At 69.5% G+C, this 18,663-nt stretch carries 13 protein-coding genes and 2 pseudogenes; 6 read left to right on the top strand and 9 right to left on the bottom strand.

Annotated features, from left to right (window positions below; genetic code table 11):
* The first annotated feature begins 43 nt into the window (after window positions 1-43).
* Window positions 44-1,066, top strand: coding sequence for a DUF3068 domain-containing protein (locus MJQ72_RS23260; RefSeq protein WP_240593078.1), 1,023 nt, complete (start codon window positions 44-46; stop codon window positions 1,064-1,066).
* Here MJQ72_RS23260 and MJQ72_RS23265 read toward each other — a convergent pair.
* On the bottom strand, window positions 1,060-1,758 hold the full coding sequence (locus tag MJQ72_RS23265; RefSeq protein ID WP_240593079.1) for a class I SAM-dependent methyltransferase: 699 nt from the start codon (window positions 1,756-1,758) through the stop codon (window positions 1,060-1,062). The genes MJQ72_RS23260 and MJQ72_RS23265 overlap by 7 nt on opposite strands.
* Window positions 1,759-1,990: 232 nt before the next feature.
* Between MJQ72_RS23265 and MJQ72_RS23270 the strand changes: the two are divergent.
* A pseudogene (locus tag MJQ72_RS23270) lies at window positions 1,991-2,374 on the top strand (glycosyltransferase); the annotation flags it as partial.
* A 119-nt stretch (window positions 2,375-2,493) separates the two neighbouring features.
* Window positions 2,494-2,895, top strand: a pseudogene (locus MJQ72_RS23275) (glycosyltransferase); the annotation flags it as partial.
* A gap of 78 nt (window positions 2,896-2,973) precedes the next feature.
* On the opposite strand, the gene MJQ72_RS23280 reads toward MJQ72_RS23275, so the two are convergent.
* The 3 genes from MJQ72_RS23280 to MJQ72_RS23290 are packed head-to-tail and all read right to left on the bottom strand — an operon-like array spanning window position 2,974 to window position 5,953.
* Window positions 2,974-4,074, bottom strand: coding sequence for a hypothetical protein (locus tag MJQ72_RS23280; RefSeq protein ID WP_240593080.1), 1,101 nt, complete (start codon window positions 4,072-4,074; stop codon window positions 2,974-2,976).
* A gap of 4 nt (window positions 4,075-4,078) precedes the next feature.
* On the bottom strand, window positions 4,079-4,258 hold the full coding sequence (locus MJQ72_RS23285; protein ID WP_016335312.1) for a hypothetical protein: 180 nt from the start codon (window positions 4,256-4,258) through the stop codon (window positions 4,079-4,081).
* Between the two features lie 3 nt (window positions 4,259-4,261).
* A complete protein-coding gene (locus MJQ72_RS23290) occupies window positions 4,262-5,953 on the bottom strand; it encodes a hypothetical protein (protein WP_240593081.1) in 1,692 nt (563 codons plus the stop codon).
* Between the two features lie 69 nt (window positions 5,954-6,022).
* On the opposite strand from MJQ72_RS23290, the gene MJQ72_RS23295 reads away from it, so the two are divergent.
* Complete coding sequence (locus tag MJQ72_RS23295; RefSeq protein WP_240593082.1) at window positions 6,023-7,234, top strand: lipopolysaccharide biosynthesis protein; 1,212 nt, start codon at window positions 6,023-6,025, stop codon at window positions 7,232-7,234.
* A 256-nt stretch (window positions 7,235-7,490) separates the two neighbouring features.
* On the top strand, window positions 7,491-8,297 hold the full coding sequence (locus MJQ72_RS23300) for a hypothetical protein (protein ID WP_240593083.1): 807 nt from the start codon (window positions 7,491-7,493) through the stop codon (window positions 8,295-8,297).
* Here the strand turns inward: MJQ72_RS23300 and MJQ72_RS23305 are convergent.
* Complete coding sequence (locus MJQ72_RS23305; RefSeq protein ID WP_240593084.1) at window positions 8,265-12,188, bottom strand: alpha-(1->3)-arabinofuranosyltransferase; 3,924 nt, start codon at window positions 12,186-12,188, stop codon at window positions 8,265-8,267. The two genes, MJQ72_RS23300 and MJQ72_RS23305, sit on opposite strands and share 33 nt — an antisense overlap.
* A gap of 148 nt (window positions 12,189-12,336) precedes the next feature.
* On the opposite strand from MJQ72_RS23305, the gene MJQ72_RS23310 reads away from it, so the two are divergent.
* A complete protein-coding gene (locus tag MJQ72_RS23310; protein WP_240593085.1) occupies window positions 12,337-12,987 on the top strand; it encodes a class I SAM-dependent methyltransferase in 651 nt (216 codons plus the stop codon).
* On the opposite strand, the gene MJQ72_RS23315 is transcribed toward MJQ72_RS23310, so the two are convergent.
* The 4 genes from MJQ72_RS23315 to MJQ72_RS23330 form a co-directional block, all read right to left on the bottom strand.
* On the bottom strand, window positions 12,981-14,726 hold the full coding sequence (locus MJQ72_RS23315; RefSeq protein ID WP_240593086.1) for a hypothetical protein: 1,746 nt from the start codon (window positions 14,724-14,726) through the stop codon (window positions 12,981-12,983). The two genes, MJQ72_RS23310 and MJQ72_RS23315, sit on opposite strands and share 7 nt — an antisense overlap.
* 8 nt (window positions 14,727-14,734) lie before the next feature.
* Window positions 14,735-16,318: a substrate-binding domain-containing protein gene (locus tag MJQ72_RS23320; RefSeq protein WP_240593087.1), complete on the bottom strand. Its 1,584-nt coding sequence runs from the start codon at window positions 16,316-16,318 to the stop codon at window positions 14,735-14,737.
* Window positions 16,319-16,514: 196 nt separating this feature from the next.
* On the bottom strand, window positions 16,515-18,263 hold the full coding sequence (locus MJQ72_RS23325; protein ID WP_240593088.1) for an EAL domain-containing protein: 1,749 nt from the start codon (window positions 18,261-18,263) through the stop codon (window positions 16,515-16,517).
* Window positions 18,260-18,628 (bottom strand): hypothetical protein, encoded by a 369-nt coding sequence (locus MJQ72_RS23330; protein ID WP_240593089.1) that lies wholly within the window; start codon window positions 18,626-18,628, stop codon window positions 18,260-18,262. The genes MJQ72_RS23325 and MJQ72_RS23330 overlap by 4 nt, the downstream gene beginning before the upstream one ends.
* Window positions 18,629-18,663: the final 35 nt, after the last annotated feature.

Below are 18,663 nucleotides of genomic sequence, written 5' to 3' on the forward strand. Positions count from 1 at the left end.
CGATGGGTAATGTGTCTCACCAGGAGGACCGTTGCGTCGAGCGTTGAGCCTGATCTTCTTGGCCCTAGGGGTGTTCGCCATCGCCGGCGCGGTACTGCTGCCGACGTACGTGAAACCCGAACTCGCCAAGGTGCCGCTGAACCAGGAATCGACGTCGATCCTCGAAGGCACCGCGTCGAAGGTGCTCGCGGTGAAGACCGCGGGCGGCAAGACCGTCACGGAGATCCGTGACGACGCGAAGCTGAAGGCGACCGCCCGCGTGGTGGCGAACTTCGCGCCGCCGGAGATGCGGGAAGGCACGGACGTCGCCGTCTGGCTGATGGCCGTCTCGGTCGTCGACACCAGCGACCAGACCGTCGTCAGCGCGAGCAAACGCCAGGTCTGCTTCGATCGCCGCACCGCCGAGGGCTACGTGCCGCCGGGCGGCGACCAGGAGGCGAAGTGCTCGGCCAACAGCAGCTTCGTCACCAAACTCAAGGAGAAGCCCGAAAAAGAGGGCGAGAAGCCCGAGGAGGTCCAGGAGTACAAGGCGCAGCCCGGCCTGAACTTCAAGTTCCCCTTCGGCACCGAACAGAAGGACTACCAGGTCTACGACGACAACACCGGCCGCGCGGTGCAGGCCCGGTTCAAGGGCGTCGAAGACATCAAGGGCGTCGAGGTCTACAAGTTCGTCCAGGAGATCCCCGACACGAAGATCTCGACGAAGAAGGTCCCGGGGTCGCTCATCGGCGCCACCGGGGACTCCGTCGAAGCGGGCCAGTTCTACCGGGGCACCATCACGAGCTGGATCGAGCCGGTGACCGGGATCCAGGTCAAACAGGAACAGCAGTCGCACCAGGAACTGCGGTCGGCCGCCAACCCCACCCCCACGGTGGTCTTCGACGGCAAGCTGGCCTTCACCGACGCGACCGTCGACGCGATGGTCAAGCAGGTCGACGAGAACAAGGGGAAGCTGGACTTCATCGGGAGCACCGGGCCGATCGTGCTCGGGATCGCCGGCGCGGCCTTCCTCGCTCTCGGGGTCTTCCTCCTGGTGAAGCGCCGCCCGGCCCCTTCGCGTCACTGACGCTTGCGCAGCACCATCACCAGATTCCACGACGCGACCTCCCGGACACCCGGGACACGCGCGATCCACTGGGCCCAGGAGGGGTGGTAACGCGGATAGACCTCCTGGAGATCGGCGAGCGGCGCGGCCTTCCCCCACCGGATGGCCGCGCCCGCCGAAAAGGCGAAAAGGCTCTCGCCGAATTTGTTCTTCGGCTCCTTCCCGTTCTTTTCGAGATAACGCCGCCGGGCGTAGTGGCCACCGAGGAAATGCCACGGCGCCGTCTCGTGCCCGCCCCACGGCGAATACCACGGCGTGAACGAGGCGAAAACCGTTCCGCCGGGTTTGGTCACCCGGCACATCTCGGCCAGCATGACCTCGGGTTCGGAAACGTGTTCGAGGACGTTCGACGAATAGCAGACGTCGACGGACGCGGTGCGCACGGGCAGTTTCGTCCCGCTGCCGCGCACCATGTTCTCACCGGCCTCGCCCCGTGCCGTCAGCTCGCCGACGTCGGGATCTATGCCCAGATACGTGGCTCCGGCGGCACGGAACGCGTCGGAGAAATAGCCGGGCCCACCACCGACGTCGACGATGGTTCGGCCGTTCAACGGAGTGTGCTGCGCCAATTGCCGGACGGAGTCCTCGGCGAGCACCGAGTAGAAACCGTCCGGATCAGTCTGTTCGGTGAGAAAAGCCCGGAACAACGTCACCGATCTGCGCAGGGTGGCGCGATGAGGCATCGTTGCTGGCGCCACCGACCGATTACCGACCATCGAACCATCGCTTTCCGAGAATGATTCATCTACCGTGTACGCACCGGTAACCTAGCATTGTCGCTAACAGGTTGGGAGAACCACGATGGAAAGGCCACGTGTGCTGCTCGTCAACTGGCGCGACACCGGGCATCCGGAGGGCGGCGGCTCCGAGCGGTACGTCGAACGGATGGCCGAGGGGCTCGCCAAGGCCGGATACCGGGTGGAGATCCAGTGCGCGGCGTACCCGGGCGCCAACGCGGGAGAATGGCGCGACGGCGTCCGCTATCGCCGCCGTGGCAACAAGTTCGGCGTCTACCTCCATGCGCTCCGGGCGATCCGGAAGGCGCACGCCGACCTCGTCGTCGACGTCCAGAACGGGATGCCGTTCTTCGCCAGGCTCGTCGCGGGCTGCCCGGTCCTCGTGCTGGTGCACCACGTCCACCAGGAGCAGTGGATCAGCGCGCTCGGGGAGACGCTGGGCCGTATCGGCTGGTGGATCGAGTCACGGCTGGCGCCGTGGCTGTTCCGCCACTGCCGCTACGTCACGGTTTCCGAGATCACCAAGGGCGAACTGGCGGGCCTCGGCATCGAAGGCTCGCGGATCGCCGTGGTCCCCAACGGGTTGGACACTCCCCGCGCGGCAAGGCCGTCCGGGAGACCGAACCGACGCTGGTCGCGGTCAGCAGGCTGGTGCCGCACAAGCGGATCGAGCACGCCATCGACGTCGTCGCGGAACTGTCCCGGCGCTGGCCGACACTACGGCTCGAAGTCGTGGGCCAGGGCCCGTGGGAAGAGGTCTTGCGCAAGCACGCCCGGGACAGGGGTGTCGAAGACCGGGTGCGGCTGCACGGCTGGGTGGACGAGGACGAGAAACACGAGATCCTGGAACGGTCCTGGCTGCACCTGTGCCCGTCGGTCAAGGAGGGCTGGGGCATCGTCATCATGGAGGCCGCCGCGCACGGCGTGCCGTCGGTGGCCTACCGGGCGGCGGGCGGGGTGGCCGAGTCCATTGTGGAGGGCAAGACCGGCGTGCTGGCCGACGACTTCGCCGATTTCACCGCGCAGGTCGACGGGCTGCTCGCCGACCGGGCCCGGCGGACCGAAATGGGCCGGGCCGGGGTCACCTGGGCCGGCCTGTTCGACTGGGAGCACAGCGTGAACCGCTTCGAATCACTCGTGCGCGACGTGGCCGGGGTGGCCATCCCCCGCCCCAGGGTCCTGACGCCGCAGGGCTTCCACGATCCCGTCGGCCAGGTCGGCCGTGGCGGCGTCGTCGAAGTCCTTGCGGCGTGCGCGCACGGTGAGGGTGCTCGTCTCGCCGACGGTCACCGCGCCGAACGCCACGCCTGAGCGGCCGCTGGCGGCGGGATAGAACGCGATCGAGGTGACCGCGTCCGCCGCCGAAACGACGCCGAGATTGGAAACCAGATAGGTCGAACCGAGCCTGCCCGCCAGCAGCCGGGTGCCCAGACGGGCGATCCGGCTGCTGCGGGCGGGGAAATCGGGCTCCGGCGGCTGTGTGGCCAGCAGCGCGCCGACTTCGGCGACCGCGGGCTTCCTGCCCAGCCGCAACCGGAAGAACGCGCTGTCGTGCAGGGGTTCCGGCGCGGCTCCGCCTCGCCACGAGGCACCGACCGCGGCCACCACCCGTGCGGTTTCCTCGCCGTGCCGGGCGTTCCACGTCTCGGTCAGGTCGGCGGCGGCCGCCGCGAAGGCGGCGGACCCGAACCGTGAGCGCGGGAGGATCCTGGCGCTGAACACGTCCCCAGGACCGCTTTCGGCCCGCTCTGGGGTGATTCTCGCCGGGGGCGCGAAAAGCGCTTCAGCGAGCCTGTGGAAGGCGGAGACGAGAAAGGACCGGTCCGCCGTGCGGGTACCGATTCCCTTGGCGGCGGACGAAATCGGAACGTCCAGGACCAGACCGAGGACGGCGAGCAGGCCGAGACCGTCGAGCGCGCCGTGATGCGCGGCGATCAGCACGACCGGTTCGTCGGCGCCGACCGCGACCCGGAGCAGCGGCGCGCCGCGTTCGTACGCCGCCTCGGCGAACCGATCGCGGACCGCGGGAAGTTCTTCGCTCCGAACGGCTTCGACGTCCGGAGCGGCGCCGAGCCAAGGCCGTTCCTCGACCGCGACCGCCAGCCGCATCCGCGCCTTTTCCGGGGTCAGGGTCGAAGACAGCCTCGCTTCCAGGAGGATGCTCCAGGAAACGGTGGGGTCGCCGTAGAGCCCGACGACCCGGCCGGCGTGGTCGGAAGCGAGCTCGGACACCGGCTCAGCGGTTGCCGTAAATGACGTGCTCGGGGCTCGAGTTCGGGTTGAACTGCTCCTTGATCTTCGCCTGCACCTGGGGTGCGGCGTCCGGATCGGCGGTGTTCGTCAGCGCGTAACTCCCGCCCGCGGCCGTTGCGAGCCCGATGATGACGGCGGCGGCCGCGCCGATGAGGGTGCCCAAGACCTACTCCTTCCGCGACAGGGAATTCCTGCGTCGGCTCAATGTACGCACCGGTAACTTGAGGCACAACAGGCCGGCCGCGATCGACACCAGCGCTACTCCGTTTGCCAGCACCACGGGGGCCGGTGATCGCGTCCCGGTCACGGCAGGCTCACCGGGAGTGCGGTAAAGCGTGAGCCAGTCACCGGAGAACACCGGTTCCGCGCCGGTCAGCAACCGCGGGTCGACGCGCCCCGGCGTCCCGTGTTCGACGAGGATCCAGCCGATTCCCGCCGCCGCCAGATCTTCCGGCGACGTCGCCGCGCGGACACGGTCCATTCTGGAATCCTCGCCGGAGATCTCCTCGCCACCGACCCGCAGCGTGTCGTCGGCGAGAACGGTCTCCGGGAGCGCGCGCGGCGCGGGGTCCAGCTGGGTCCGGTGGTCGTTCCAGGCGAAACTGCGGAACGTGGACAGCGGCAGCGCGACCACGTCGCCGGGCCGGTCGTCTTCGGCGAGCACCCGATGGACGGCGTTCCAGTCGTCCGGGTAACGCACCGCTTCGAGCCTTCCCCAGCCGCCCCAGGCGAGATCGGGCATGGTGAGCAAGGGAAACAGCGCGGCGGCCACGACGAGCGCCCCACGCGCCGCCCCGGTCCGCAGGCGCACGGCAGCGGCTTCGATCGCGAGGGCGAACCCGAGCGCGACCGGAAGCGCCCACCAGGCCACCCATTTCTGCGCGTCCCGCAGCAGGCCCGCGCCGGGCACGTGTCCCATCGCCCAGGACAGCACGGGCTCGCCGAACGGCAGGGTCGCCAGCGAGGCGAGGACCACGCCGAGAACTCCGAGCGACAGCAACGCTCTCGCCGCCGGTGTGCCCCACTTTCGCGCCAGCGGGCGGAGCCCGGCCAAGGCCACGGCGACCGTGACGAGGATCAGCACCGGCGCCATCGGCGCGCCACGGCTGCCGGGGACGACGTCGCCGTTCCAGATCCCGCCGAGCCCCAGCACGCTCAGGATGGCCGGACCCCAGCTCTCCTCGCGGGCGCTGAACGCGGCCACCCCGGCGGGATCGGACAGCGTGCCGCCGTCGTGCAGGAGCGTCGGGACGAGCCACGGCAGGTTGAGCACCACCGCGAGACCGAGGGTGTGGCCGAGTTTTCGCGGTCCGGCCAGCGCGATCGCGGTGAGCGCGGCCAGCAGTCCGCCGGGCGGGGTGAGCACCGCGGGGGCGCAGGCGAGCACCAGCCGCGCGAGCGCCCTCGGTTCGTTCCGGCGCAGGGAAAGCGCGGTGCGCACGATCCACGGGAGGCAGGCGTAGGTGAGCAGGAGCGGCCAATGCCCGATGAACAACCGCTCCGCGAAGTACGCCGTCCACGCGTAACCGGTGGCGGCGACGATCCGCGTACCGAGTTGCTCCGTCGGGACCAGCCGCGCTGCGCCGTATGCCGCCACGAACAGTGAAAGCAGCAGAATGATTTTCTGGACGATGTCGCCGGGAACCACGGCGGTCGCGAGCGCGATCACGGCATCGGCGGGGACCGAACGCGGCAGGGCGGAACCGAGCCCGAGCGCGTCCGGGATCAGCGACTGGCGCTGGGCGAACACCATGTCGTAGCTCAGGACGAAGCCGCGGCCGAGCACCGGCAGGAACACCAGCAGCGCCAGCCCGGCCGACACCGCGGCCAGGACGAGACGTTCGCGCCGTGCGTCCAAGTGCTCTTCCCTTTCCGCCTCGATCGCGGTTATGGTCGCGGAGATTACTCGCCGGTAATGGGAGCTCCGTTGAGCGTAGACGCCGAGGTCGGGCAGACCAGGACCGACAAGCGTGTCGCGGCGATCCTCGTTTCGCTCGCGCTGGCCGCGAACAACGCCGGCGCCTACGCGCTGAGCATCGTCGCCGCCCGGCTGCTCGCGCCGAGCGCGTTCGGTGAGCTGAGCTCGCTGCTGGCGGTGCTGGTGATCGGTGTCGTGCCCGCGATGGGGCTGCAGACCGTGGTGGCGCTGCGGGTGGCCCGGCTGCGTTCATCAAAGGAGTCGCAGGACAGCGGGACACTGCTCGCGCTCGGCCTCACCACGAGCGCCATCGTCGCGACCATCGGCCTGATCCTGGCGCCGGTGCTGGTCTTCGTGCTGCACCTGGATTCCGTGGTGCCCGCGCTGCTGCTCGCCGTCACGCTCGGACCGCTCACGCTGCTCGGTCTCTTCCACGGCCTGCTGCAAGGCGGTGGCCGCTTCGCGCTGCTGGCCGGGCTCATGTCGCTCGAAGGCGCGGGCAAGGTCGGCGGCTCGCTGCTCGGCCTGCTGATCGGCGGCGACGCCACCGGCGCGCTGGCCGGGACCGCGATCGGCTCGTACCTGGTGATCTTCTGCGGCTGGGTCCTCTGTGGACGGCCCCGGCCCCGCAAGGCGGGCTGGCACGCGGGCGAGGTCCTGCACGCGGCGCAGGCGATGCTGGCGCTGGTCCTGCTGGTGAACCTCGACCTCGTACTGGCGCGCCACACCCTCCCCGCGACCGAGGCAGGCGAATACGCTCTCGGCGCGATCGTCACGAAGATCGCCTACTGGCTCCCCCAAGCCGTCGGTGTCCTGGTGCTGCCCCGTTTCGCGAACGGCGCCGACCGCCACCGCATCCTGCCCGCCGCCCTGGCCGTCTGCGCCGCTCTCGACGCGTTCGTGCTGGTGGTTTCTTTCGCTTTCGGGTCGCGTCTGCTCTCGTTCATCGGCGGCTCCGGCTACGCCGCCAGCACCATGCCGGTGTGGCCGTTCGCCCTCGCGGGCTCGATGCTCGCGCTGGTGCAGATCCTGCTGTTCTCGCGCCTCGCCGCCGGTGACCGGCGGGTGACCGTGCTGATGTGGACGACCGTGGTGGTGGAGACGGTGCTGGTGACGACTTGGCTGCACTCGTCGGCCGCTCAAGTGGTGATCGTCGCCGCTTGCTGTGCTGGAGGTTTGGCGCTCTCCGGCGCGGTGTTGGAGCTGCGGTCGCGGAGGTGAGGCGGGACTGTGTGGATTTCGGGTCACCCAACGCACCAAAATCCACACGGTCACGCATGAAAGGTCCGGTCACGATGCCGGACCGTCGCGTTCTGTCGGTGTTCGACTCCATGCTGCGCCGGTGCGAAGAGGAGATTGGGCTCGCCACCCACTGATCGCCGAAGGGCCATCGGTGATCACGGCGAAGCAACTCGAAGCCATCGGAGTATCGCGAAGCACGATCTCGCGACGGTGCCGATCGGGAGGGTCGTGGCGAATGCTGCTGCCCGGCGTCGTGCTGCTCCAGAACGGCGAGCCGACGGCCGAACAGAAGATCCACGCCGCGCTCCTGCATTCCGGCACCGGCTCGATCCTGACCGGCGTGCGCGCGTTGGAGCGCTACGGGCTGCGTAACCTCCCGGACACCGAGGAGGTCCACGTGCTCGTCCCCTCGAACCGCTCGGTCGCACACCGCGGGTTCGTCCACATCGAACGGTCGCGCCGCCTGCCGAATCCGTGGCCGCGGTCCGGGGTCCCGACAGCTCCAGTGCCCCGCGCGGTGATCGACGCGGCGCGAAGGACACCGCGCAAGGACGCGATCACGGCGATGATGGCCGAGTCCGTCCAGCGAGGGTTCTGCCTGCCGCGGTCCCTCGCCGACGAGCTCGACGAAGGCAGGCGGACGGGCAAGGAACTCCTGCGAAGCGCGCTCCTCCCGATCCTGGGCGGCGCCCGGTCGGTCGCCGAAGCCGATGCCTGGCGTCTCTGGCAGCGGTCGGATCTGCCCGAGTGCCGCTGGAACGTCAAGATCTTCGGCGCGGACGGCACCTACATCGCGCAACCCGACGGCTGGTGCGACGAACTGGGCTTCGCCTGGGAAATCGATTCCCTCGAGCATCACGCGGGAGACACCGGCTTTCGCGACACCCTCGCCCGCAACGCCCGCTATGCCGCGGCCGGGATCGTCGTCGTCCAGACGCTGCCGTCCCGGCTGCGTTCGGAGCCCGGCAGGGTCGTGGCCGAGCTCCGGGCGGCACTCGACAGCGCCCGCCTACGACCCCGGCCCGACGTCCGGCTCGGGTGACCGCCCGGCGAACCAAGGCACACACATCGCCACCATCGCCGCCGCCGCCAGCAGCAGCGAAGCCTGGGTCACCGGACCATAGGCCCATTCCTGGCCGTGCCCCAGCAGCCGCCCCACCACCGCGACGAGCGTTCCCACGACCATCCCGCCGAAAGCGAGATACCGCGGCGCGCGTTCGCTGAACTGGCGGGCGAGCAGGACGGCGATCAGCAGCACGATCGGCAGCATCCCGCCCAGGACGGCCAGCAGTCCGATCAGGACCACCGGGACCACCCGCCCGGAGCCCGCTTCCACCGGAATACGACGACGGCGGGCAGGCCACAGCGCCCCGATCAGCACCAGCAGGATCGCGACCGCACCGATCAGCAGACCGGACCGGTACTTCCAGTCCGGCGTGAACTCCAGGTGCACGACACCGCCGGAGCCCGCGGGCAGGATCCACGCCTGCTGCCAGCCGTCGACGCGCGTCTTCGCCAGCGGAGTCCCGTTCAGCGAAGCGGTCCAGCCCGCGTTCGCGTTCTCCGGAACGGCGAGAACGGACTCGTCGCCCCCAGCCACGGTGACCGAGCGCGACGTCGCGTCCCAGGAGTCCACGGTGACGGCGCGATGCGTGGCGGGCGAAACGGCGAGCCCGGAGGGTTTCAGCCAAAGGTCTTGGACCACAAAGGACTCGGACCGGTCGGTCCGCAGTTCGTGACCGCCCGCCGCCAGGTCCACGCCGCCCGCCGAATCAGGGCACGCGGACAGGGTCAGCGGCCGGTGCGCGAGGAAGTCGGCGAGCGTGCCGCGTACGGAAGTGTCGTAGTCGAAGCCGTCCAGGCGGACGTTCGGGCCCGATCCGCAGGGCAGGGTGAATTCCGCCACCGGAGCGGGAAGTTCCGCACCGGTCAGGGAAAGACTCCCGATTCCGAGCGAGTTCCGGGTCCGCTGGTCGTCGTCGAGACCCGCGAACGCGATCTTCAGCTGTGAGGTCTCCATGGGCGGGAACGTCGCCGCTCCGGAGGCGTCGAGTTCGACGGAACGGCTCGACGTCGGGGTGGTCAGTTCCAGTCGCGCGGATGTGCGCGAGTCGGCGACGCGGATTCCGGAAATGGTCTGCGGTTTCGCCCAGTCCAGCGTCATCGTCGGCCGCAGGTCGGTGATGTCGGGTTGCCACGCGGTCGCGGGATTCCCGTCCACCGCGGCGAACGCGCTCGCGGACGGATCCCCGCCCAGTTGCGACGTCGCCGACACCCGCACGCCCGGCAGCGTCACCGGCACCCGGCCACCGCCCGCGGGCAGCACGGTGCCGCCGAACTCGTAGGCGCTCCGCGACGTCGTCGAGAACAGCCGCCTGATGCCGTCCGGTTCCTCACCGTCACGGCCCGCGTTGGCGTCACAGCGCCCGGGCACGCACGCGTACCTCGGCTGCGGCCCGCGCGTGAACGCGAACCCCGGAGCCGCACCCGCCCCGAGATCGGCGGGGACTTCCAGCGCGCGCTGCGGTTCCACGCCCGGGATCTTCAGCTCCGAGATCCCGACGTTGCCGTCCTGCCTGCCGACCACGAGCGACAGCAACGTGATCCGCACCTTGCGCGTCACCCCCGCCGGCACCGGATAGGTGTGCGCCCCCGCGCCCCGCACGACCTGGTGATCGACGGAACCGTTGTCCGTGGTGATCCGGATCCTGGTCGGCGGCCAGCCGACGCGGATGTCGTCGACCATCGCGAGATCGACCGAGTTCACCAGCCGCGGGGTGTCGAGTTCGACTTCGAGCCATTCCCCGATCGGCCCGGTGAAGCTGGACGAATGCCAGGCGGTGCGCGGATCCCCGTCCAGCGCGGCGAACGGCTGATGGCTCGGATCCGAGCCGCCGAAAGCGTCCGCGAACGACGCCGCCGTCGACGCGGTGACCGAGCGGATCCCCCGGTACGCGGCCAGGGTCTGGTGCTGCTCGCCCGGAAACGGCAGGACGTCCAGCGCGGCTCGTTGCTGGCGCGGGGATTCCCCGGCGGTCAGTGTCTGGCTCAGGTTGTCCCGCACCCCGCCGACGTTGCGTTCGGCGCGGCGCAGCCCGTCGGTGACCAGCCTCGGCCCCGTCGGCGAACCGCCGTCACCGGTCAGCACCGTCGGCGTGCCGGGATCGAGCTGCCCGGAGTTCATCAGCGGCAACAGGTTCTCCGGGCCGCCGCTCACCGTCGGGACGTCCTTCGTGGACGTCGCGGTGACCAGCGGCACCGGACGTTTCACCTCGAAGACCTCCAGCGGCCCGAACTGGGCCGACTTCTCGATCCCCGGCGATCCCGCCAGCCCGGCACGCAACGTCGTGAAATCGGGCGCGCCGACCTTGGCGCGGTCGACGTCGCCGCGCAGCAGCAGGAACCGGTAGCCCGACCGCGCGAGCAGCGCCGCGAGCCCGGGATCCCCTCTGCCGTCGGCCAAGGCGGCGTCGACCGAGTCCATCAGGCGGGTGTTGCCCTCCGAGCCCAGCGGGACCTGGTTGCGCACCGCCCACGGGCTGTCCGCGATGGCCTGCGCCGGTTCGTCCACCGTGCGGCCCCAGTCGTACTCCCCGAACCCGGTCGCGGGCAGCAGCAACGTCCGCGCCGTCGCGTCGGTCTTGGCGACGTACCCCATCGCGTCGTACCAATATCCCGGCACCTCGTCCCAGCCCGGCCCCGGCCGCAACGTCAGCAGCCACACCGGCGCGGCCATCGCCACGACCAGCAGCGCTCCCAGCGCGGGACGCAGCTGGCGGCGTAGTGCCGGCGCGGCGCTCGTGATGCCGTGGACGAACGCGAGCATCAGCGGCAGCCGCAGCACCGGTTCGAATTTGTGCACGTTCCGCAGGGGCGCCAGCGGGCCGTCGAGCAGCTGCCGCACGGGTTCCGCCAGGGGGCTGTCGAGCGTCCCGACGTAGCCGACGGTCAGCAGCGTCAGCCCGGTCAGCACGCCGAGCACCAGGAACCGTCGTTCGGGCAGCCCACGCCGCGCGAGGCCGAACAGCCCGACCGCCGCCACCAGGCCGGTCGCCGCCATCAGCACCGGATTGTCGATCAGCGCCCAGCCAGAGGGCCACCACGGCGTGCCTTGCACGACGTAGGCGACCCACTGGTTCGTGCCGCGCAGCACCTCGAACAACGACATCGGCGCCGTGGTGTTCGTCGCGGATTCGATGTAGTCGAGGAACGGCAGGCTGTACTGGCCGAGCAGCACCAGTGGCAGGAACCACCACAGCACCACGCCGACGACGAAGACGAACCACCAGATCACCAGCGCGACGTGCGTGCTCCGCCATTTCCTGGTCAGCAGCCACAATCCCGGGAGCACGAGCGCCATCACGACCATCGCGCCGTTGATCCCGCCCATGCACAGCACGGCGAGCGCGGACAACCCGGCGGCACGGCGCGGCGAGCCGATGCGATCGGCGAGGATCAACGGCAGCAGCACCCACGGCAGCAGGACCGCGGGCAGCATTTCCGAGGACAGCGAACCGATTTCGGTGACCATCCTCGGCGCGAGGGCGTAACCGACTGCTCCGATCAGCCGAGTCCGTTCGTTCCCTATTTTCAGCGCGCGGGCCACGAGCAGGGCGCCGCCGAACGCGACCGAGAGCAGGATCGCGCACCACAGCCGCTGTGCGATCCACACCGGCATGCCGACGGCCTGGCACACCGCGAAGAACGGCCCCATCGGGAACAGGTAGCCGTACGCCTGGTTCTGCAGCTCCCCCGCCGTCGCCTGGGGATTCCACAGGTGCAGTGCCCTGCCGAGGAAGGCCAGCGGATCCACGGCGAGGTCGAGTTTCGTGTCGAAGGTCGTCCTGCCGGGACGCTGCACAAAGGACAGCACGGTGAGTGCCAGCACGATCCACGTGCTCGGCCTCTTCACGAGCGCGCCGGGGGTTACCATCCGGTAGATACTAGGCGGAAACGTGGCTACTATGCGCCTACCCATTCGTCCCCGCGACCTGAGCAGGTGCGACATCACGCAAAAGCAAAGACCTCGGACAGACGGTTTCGAAGAAGCGTGGTCCCTCGCCGAGCCGGTCAAGGGCTGGATGACGCGGGATCAGGGCCTCGCCTTGTGGAACGCCGCGTGCCGGCTGGAGAAGGGCGATCTCGTCGTCGAGATCGGCAGCCACCAGGGCCGTTCGACGATCGTGCTCGCGAGCGCCGCCCGCACGGCCGGGGCGCGAGTGGTCGCGGTCGATCCGTTCGTCGACGGACGGTTGTTCGGCGGATCGCCGACACGCCAACGGTTCGAGGCGAACCTGAGAAAGGCGGGCGTCGAGGACGTCGTCGAGCTCGTGGCGGAGTACAGCACGAAGCTCCGCCCACGCTGGGACCGCCCGATCCAGCTGCTCTACATCGACGGCAAACACGACTACTGGACCTACACCGACGACCTGCGCTGGTCGGCGAACCTGGACGACGGCGCGGAAATCCTGGTCCACGACTGTTTTTCCTCCATCGGCGTCACACTGGGCACGATCGCGAAAGTCCTCTTCGGACGGCGCTACACCTATCTCGACCGCGCGACGTCGCTGGCCCGGTTCCGGCTCGCCCCGCCGTCGGCGAAGGACAGGCTGCGCGTGCTCGCCCAGCTGCCGTGGTTCGTGCGCAACGTCGGGATCAAGATCCTGCTGCGGCTGCGCCTGGCTCCCGTCGCGAAGCTCTTCGGCCACGACAGTCCGTACGACCCTTACTGAGTGAGCGGCTTGCCGACGTCGACCTTGGCGAGACAGACGGGAGCACCCTTGGCGGACAACTGAAAACCGATCTTGTCGAACAGGCCCTCGATCGGCAGGTACATCGTGTGCAGACCGGGCTGGAACCACACCGGCACGCGTGCTCCGTCGCGGTCGACGAATCCTTCCCCGCCGTCCGAGGTGAAGTAGTCGATCCGGAGCAGGTACCGGCCGAGAACGGGCGTGTCCAACGGAACCCGGACCAGTTGCTCGCCGACGGTGTACCCGCAGCCCGCCACCGGGCCCGGCAGCCCACGGGAAACCGGCTCCACTCCGGTGATCGTCCTCGCGGTGCCCGAATCGTCCAAAAGGGACATCCGGCCGGTCGGCTGATCGAACTGGAACCCCGGGATCAGGCCGACCACCCGTGAGGCACGGGCGTTCTCGCCGAACCAGCCGTGCAGGACGTCGTTCGGCACCGCCGTGTCGAACAGGACGAGGTCGGGATCCCGTTCGATCGACGCCCTCGCGTTGGCGAGGAACTCCCGGGAGTGTTCGAACCGCAATCCCGGCGCCAGCCGGGAGAATCCCACGGCGGAACTCGCGATCAAGGCGAGACACAACGCCAGGGCGAACGGGCGTTTCGCCGCGGATGGCGCGGGATCCGAAGGCCGATCGAGCGGTTTGGGCTCCAGGAAGGCGAAAGCGAGACACAGCGCGACGACGAGCGCCAGATCGGCGACATAGCGGGGATCGCTGCCCAGTTCCGGGCCGACCTCGGTGAGCCTGGTGGCCGCCGAAAGCCCGATGTCCGCCGCGAAGACCAGGCCCAGCAGGATCCACGCCTTCCTGGCCCGGAGCCCGCCGACGCGGATCCCGACGACCAGCACCGCGACGGCCACGAGCAGCAGCACGATCCGCACCACCACGGGGGAAGCGGCGAAGGTCGCGCCGGGGCCAGGGCCCGACCACGGCCCGCCCACCAGCCCGGGGATCAGGGTGTCGCCGAGCATCCGGCCCGTCATGTCCGCGACCGTGCCGACGGTGACCGCACCGCCGCCTTGCCCGATCTGACTCGTGGTCAGCATCAGGAAAACGGCGGCGTAGCCCGCGAGGACGGCGGCGAGGACGCCCAGCAGCACGACGTGGCGGCGCAGGGAAATCCCGAGCAGGACGGTGATCCCGGCGATCAGCACCGGGATGAACACCGCCTTTTCGTAGAACGCCAGCCCGAACACGGTCCAGGCCACGGTGGCGATCGCCCAGCGTCCGCCGTCGGCGAGATATCGCACGTGCGCGTGCAAAGCGGCCGTGGCGGCCAGCAGCACGGGCGCGATCTGGATGGCGTACGCCCACCACAACGTCGGGACGAGCAGCAAGGTCGACGTCGTGAACATCGTGAACGGGACGAGAATCCCCCACCGGCGCCCGAAACAGCGCACCAGCACCGCCCACAGCAGCACCGACGCCGCTCCTTGCATCAGCAGGACCGGTGCCATCAGGACGGCGAAGTCCAGTGGCGCCCACGCGGTCAGCACGTCGGCGAGCAGGAATCCGCCGGGCGCGAGATGGCCGTGGTAGTCCTGGAAGAAGTAGCCGAAGTCGAACGGGCCCGACTTCGCGGCGTGATAGGTGATGACGAAGTCGTCCTGCGCCAGGCTGCCGCGCAACGCGGCCCACACGTGCAGGACGAACGGGATCACGCCGGCGGCGAACGCGGCGAGCGCGACCGGCGAAGGTCTTTTCCCCCGGAGAGCCACGGGTCGCCTCAATTCTTGCAGGTCGGCGGCTGGCACATGATCTTGCTCAGCGCCTGGTAGAAGACGTCCGAGATCTTCCTCGGATCGGGGGTGGTGAACGATTCCCCGCCGGTGGCGGTGGAAACCTGCCGCAGTTCGGAGGCGTCGATATCCGGCCCGATGCCGATCCCGATGACCGGTAACGGTTTCCGCGGATCCTGGAGTTTGCCCAGTTCCTCCAGCAGCCGCGGCAGCCCGATCGTCTCGCTGTCCTCGTTGCGCCCGTCGGTGAGGACGACGACCAGGTTGATCCGGCCGGGTTTCCAGTTCTGCCTGGCGTTCTGATACGCGGCGAGGATCGAGTCGTAGAGCCCGGTCGCGCCACCGGCTTTCGGCCGCACGGCTTGGAGCCGCGCGACACCGCCCGAGGCCGTCTGCTCGGCGATCGTCTTCATCGGCAGCAGGACACGGTGGTCCTTGTCACCGTCCAATTTGGTCGAGAACAGCCACAAACCCAGTTCGGTGGTGGGTTTGAACAGGCCGAGCCCCTGTGTCGCGGCCTGCAGGGTGAGTTCCATCCGGCTCTTCCCCGTGCCCGGCACGGCGGCGGCCATCGATCCGGAGACGTCGAGCAGCACCTGGACCCGGGCACTCAGGTTCGTCCCCGCCCAAGCCTGCAGCACGGCGTACAGTTCCGTCACCGGCGGCGCTCCCGGCGGACGCGGCGCCGGGTCGGTCCGGCTGTCCTGCGCCCGCGGCACGGCGAACTGCCCGCCGGGCGCCCGGAATCCCGCGTCGGCGAAGATGGAGCCGGCGAGCGGATCGAGCAGCAGCCGCAAAAAGCGCTCCGCCGCGGCCCTCGACGCCTCGGACGCCTTGGGCAGCACGACATACGGGTAGTCGAACCCCTGCACCGGGACGCCGGGATAGGCCGCCACCAGGTTCCGCGCTAGGACGGACTGTTCGGTCGCGGGGAAGGCGGCCGGGAATTGGCTCGGCGCCGGGTTCAGCTTCCTCATGGCGGCGGTGAACGCCGCGGCCGGGTCGGGCTCCCTCTCGGTCAGCTTCCGCAGCGCGAGCAGCGTTCCGACGCCGAGCGGATCTCGCGCCGGATCCGGGATCCCGATCGGTGCGCCGTCGAGGATCTCTTGCCACGAGGGGGCTTTCCCCGGCCAGCCGAATCGGTGCGCGGTTTCGTCGGGAAGTCCCAGTACCACCGGGGAATTCGCCACCGACTGACCGGATTCCGGCAGGTTCCACGCGCCGGCGTCCCTGGCCTGCGACAGCATCGTGCTCGACTCGGGAATCCAGACGTCGGGCCCGCCGGAGGCGGTGGTCCCGAGCAGGTCGGCGGTCTTGGCCGACTCGCTCGCGGTCACGTTGACACTGAAGCATTCTTCCTGCGGCACGGTCTTCGCGAGCCGCGTGAGCACGGGCGCCACGTCCGGCGCCGCGGTGACCTCGACGGGCGTCAGCGCGTCACAACCGTTGCCCGCCAACCGGGCCCGCAGGTAGTCGACGCCCCACCAAGCACCGAGCGCGATCACCAGCAACAGACTCAAGACGACCACGGGCGCGTTGAACCGCCCGCCACGCCTCGGGCCGTCCTGCATGCATGCCTCCGAGGTGCGGGGTGAGGACCTGGGATGTTGCCCAATCCGCCCGCGAACGTCAACCCTCGGGTAACTTAGCGCCTTCCGTTGCGGCAAACGGCCTAACCGAACTCGTCACTCACGTGATCAGGGCCGTCACTCGCGTGCTTGAAAGCGTAACTCGTGAGTTACGCCTTCAAGCACGCGAGTTACGCGCCTAGCCGAAATACCGTCCGGCGCCGATGTGGGCACCGGCGGAATGCCACCAGCCGGCGTCGCCGGTCGAGTCGATGCCGTCCGCGATCACTGTCACGCCCGCCATGGTCGCGGTGTCGATGAGGTTCCGCAGCGCGCGTTCCGCCAAGGGTTCCGTGCGGCGTTCCGCCAGCCGGGGAGCGATCCGGACCGTCCGCACGGGCACGTCCACCAGGCAGACGACGTCACCGCCCGCGCCGAAGCCCTGCAGTTCCGCGTCCACGCCGATCTCGGCGAGGAAGTGCAGGTTGTCGACGGTCTCGCCGAGATCCGCGAGCACGGCGTCGGTGGGAAAGCCCAGCCTCAGCAGTGATGGCCCGAGCCCGGTCGCGCTCAGGATGTTCCGCACCGACCCGACGAGATCGGGATCGGCGGCCTGATGCGAGGTCAGTCCCACGACCATCGGGAGCCTGTCGTCCGATTCCTCGCAGGCGGTGCGGATGAGCCACTCGCCGAGCGGCACGATCAGGCCGGTCTCGTTGGCGAAGCGGACGCAGGTGTCGTGACCGATCCGGCCGTGACGCGGATGGTTCCACGCGAGCCTCGCCTCGATGCCCGCCGGCCTGCTGTCCGCGAGCCACGTCAGCGGCCGGAATTCGATCTCGATCTCGCCGGTCTCCCAGGCGCCCGCCATGGAGACGGCGAGGCCGAACTCGTGCCGCTCCCTGGTGTCGAGCACGGAATCGGACAGCGCCCACTGCCGGTAGCCGTTGGCCTGCGCGCGGCGCAGCGTCATATCCGAGACGCGCAGCAGCTCGTTCGGCGCGATGTCCCTCGGCGGCCGGTGCACGACGCCGACACAGGCCGAAACCGCGACGCCGCTACCGCTCTCGAGGTAGACCGGCTCGGACAGCTCCTGGTTGATCATGCCGATGACGGTGGCGACGTCCGGGCTGGCCGCGGTGTTCTGGATGAGGATGCCGAATTCGTCGCCACCGATCCTGGCGACGAGCGCGTCCTCGCCGCCGACGACGGTCCGCAGCTTCGCGGCGACGTTCTTCAACAGGTCGTCGCTCTGCTTCTGGCCGAGCCCGCCCGCGATCAGGGAGAAACCGTCCAGGTCGACGTGATAGACCGTGACGCCGAAGGACGGGTCGGCGTGCCGTAACGCCTTCTCCAGGCGAGTGCCGAAACACTGCCGGTTCGGCAGGCCGGTCAGCGGATCGTGCAGGGCTTGACGGCTCAGCTGGCGCTGCAGCAGCGAGACGTCCGTGTCGCCGTCGACCAGCGTGATCAACTGCTGGGCTTCGCCTGCCGGGTCGCGGATGACGGCGCCGGTGAATCCGGCCCACGACGGTTCCTCGTCCTCGGTCACGAGTCTTCGCGACAGCTCGAGCCGCTGGCTCTCCCCGTCGAGCAGCTTCCGGTAGCCCTCGCGCAGGCCGTCGGCGTCGTCCGGGTGCACGAGGTCGTAGAGGTTGAGCCCGATCAGGTCCGCGACGGGCCGGTTCAGCATTTCGGCGAACGCCGGGTTCACCCGCTGGACTCGGCCGTCGACCCTGGTGACGGCCACACCGGTCGCCGAGCCGGTGAACAGTTGCTCGAACCGCGCCTGCGTCAGCACCAGCTCACGCCGCGTTTCGCGTTCGAGCGTGACCAACGTGCGGCTCAGATCCTCTTGCTGCGTCTGGATGCTCTCGCGCAACGCCTCGCCGTAGCCGGACGCGAGCGCGCCGAGCACCTGCAACACCCGTTCAGGGAGCGACTTCACGCTCCGCAGCTCCGGTTCGTGCAAAAGCCCTTGCCGAGTACGTCCATCGTGCGACGCAGGCTGTCCGGCCCGACGCATCTGAGCGCGACGAGCCGCGCGCCGGCCTCGGTGGCCTGCGCCGGTTCGGCGTCCTCACTCAGCACCGCATCGAAGACCTCGTCGAGCAAAGCGGCGAAATGCTCTTCGATCTGGGCGTGGGTATACGGAAGGTACGCCGTACCGGTGACCAGGTAAGCCCACTTGCGGGCCAGCGTGGCACGGGTCGGCGCGGCGTTCCTCCGCTTCGGTGCCGCGGAGGAAGAAGGTCTCTTGGAGGCGTCCGGCGATACGGGGAACTCATCGCCGTCCGGAAGTGGAGCAGTCACGTCCGCCGGTCCTGGGGTCGCTTTCGTATTCCGTG

This window comes from Amycolatopsis sp. EV170708-02-1 (assembly GCF_022479115.1).
Classification (GTDB): domain Bacteria; phylum Actinomycetota; class Actinomycetes; order Mycobacteriales; family Pseudonocardiaceae; genus Amycolatopsis.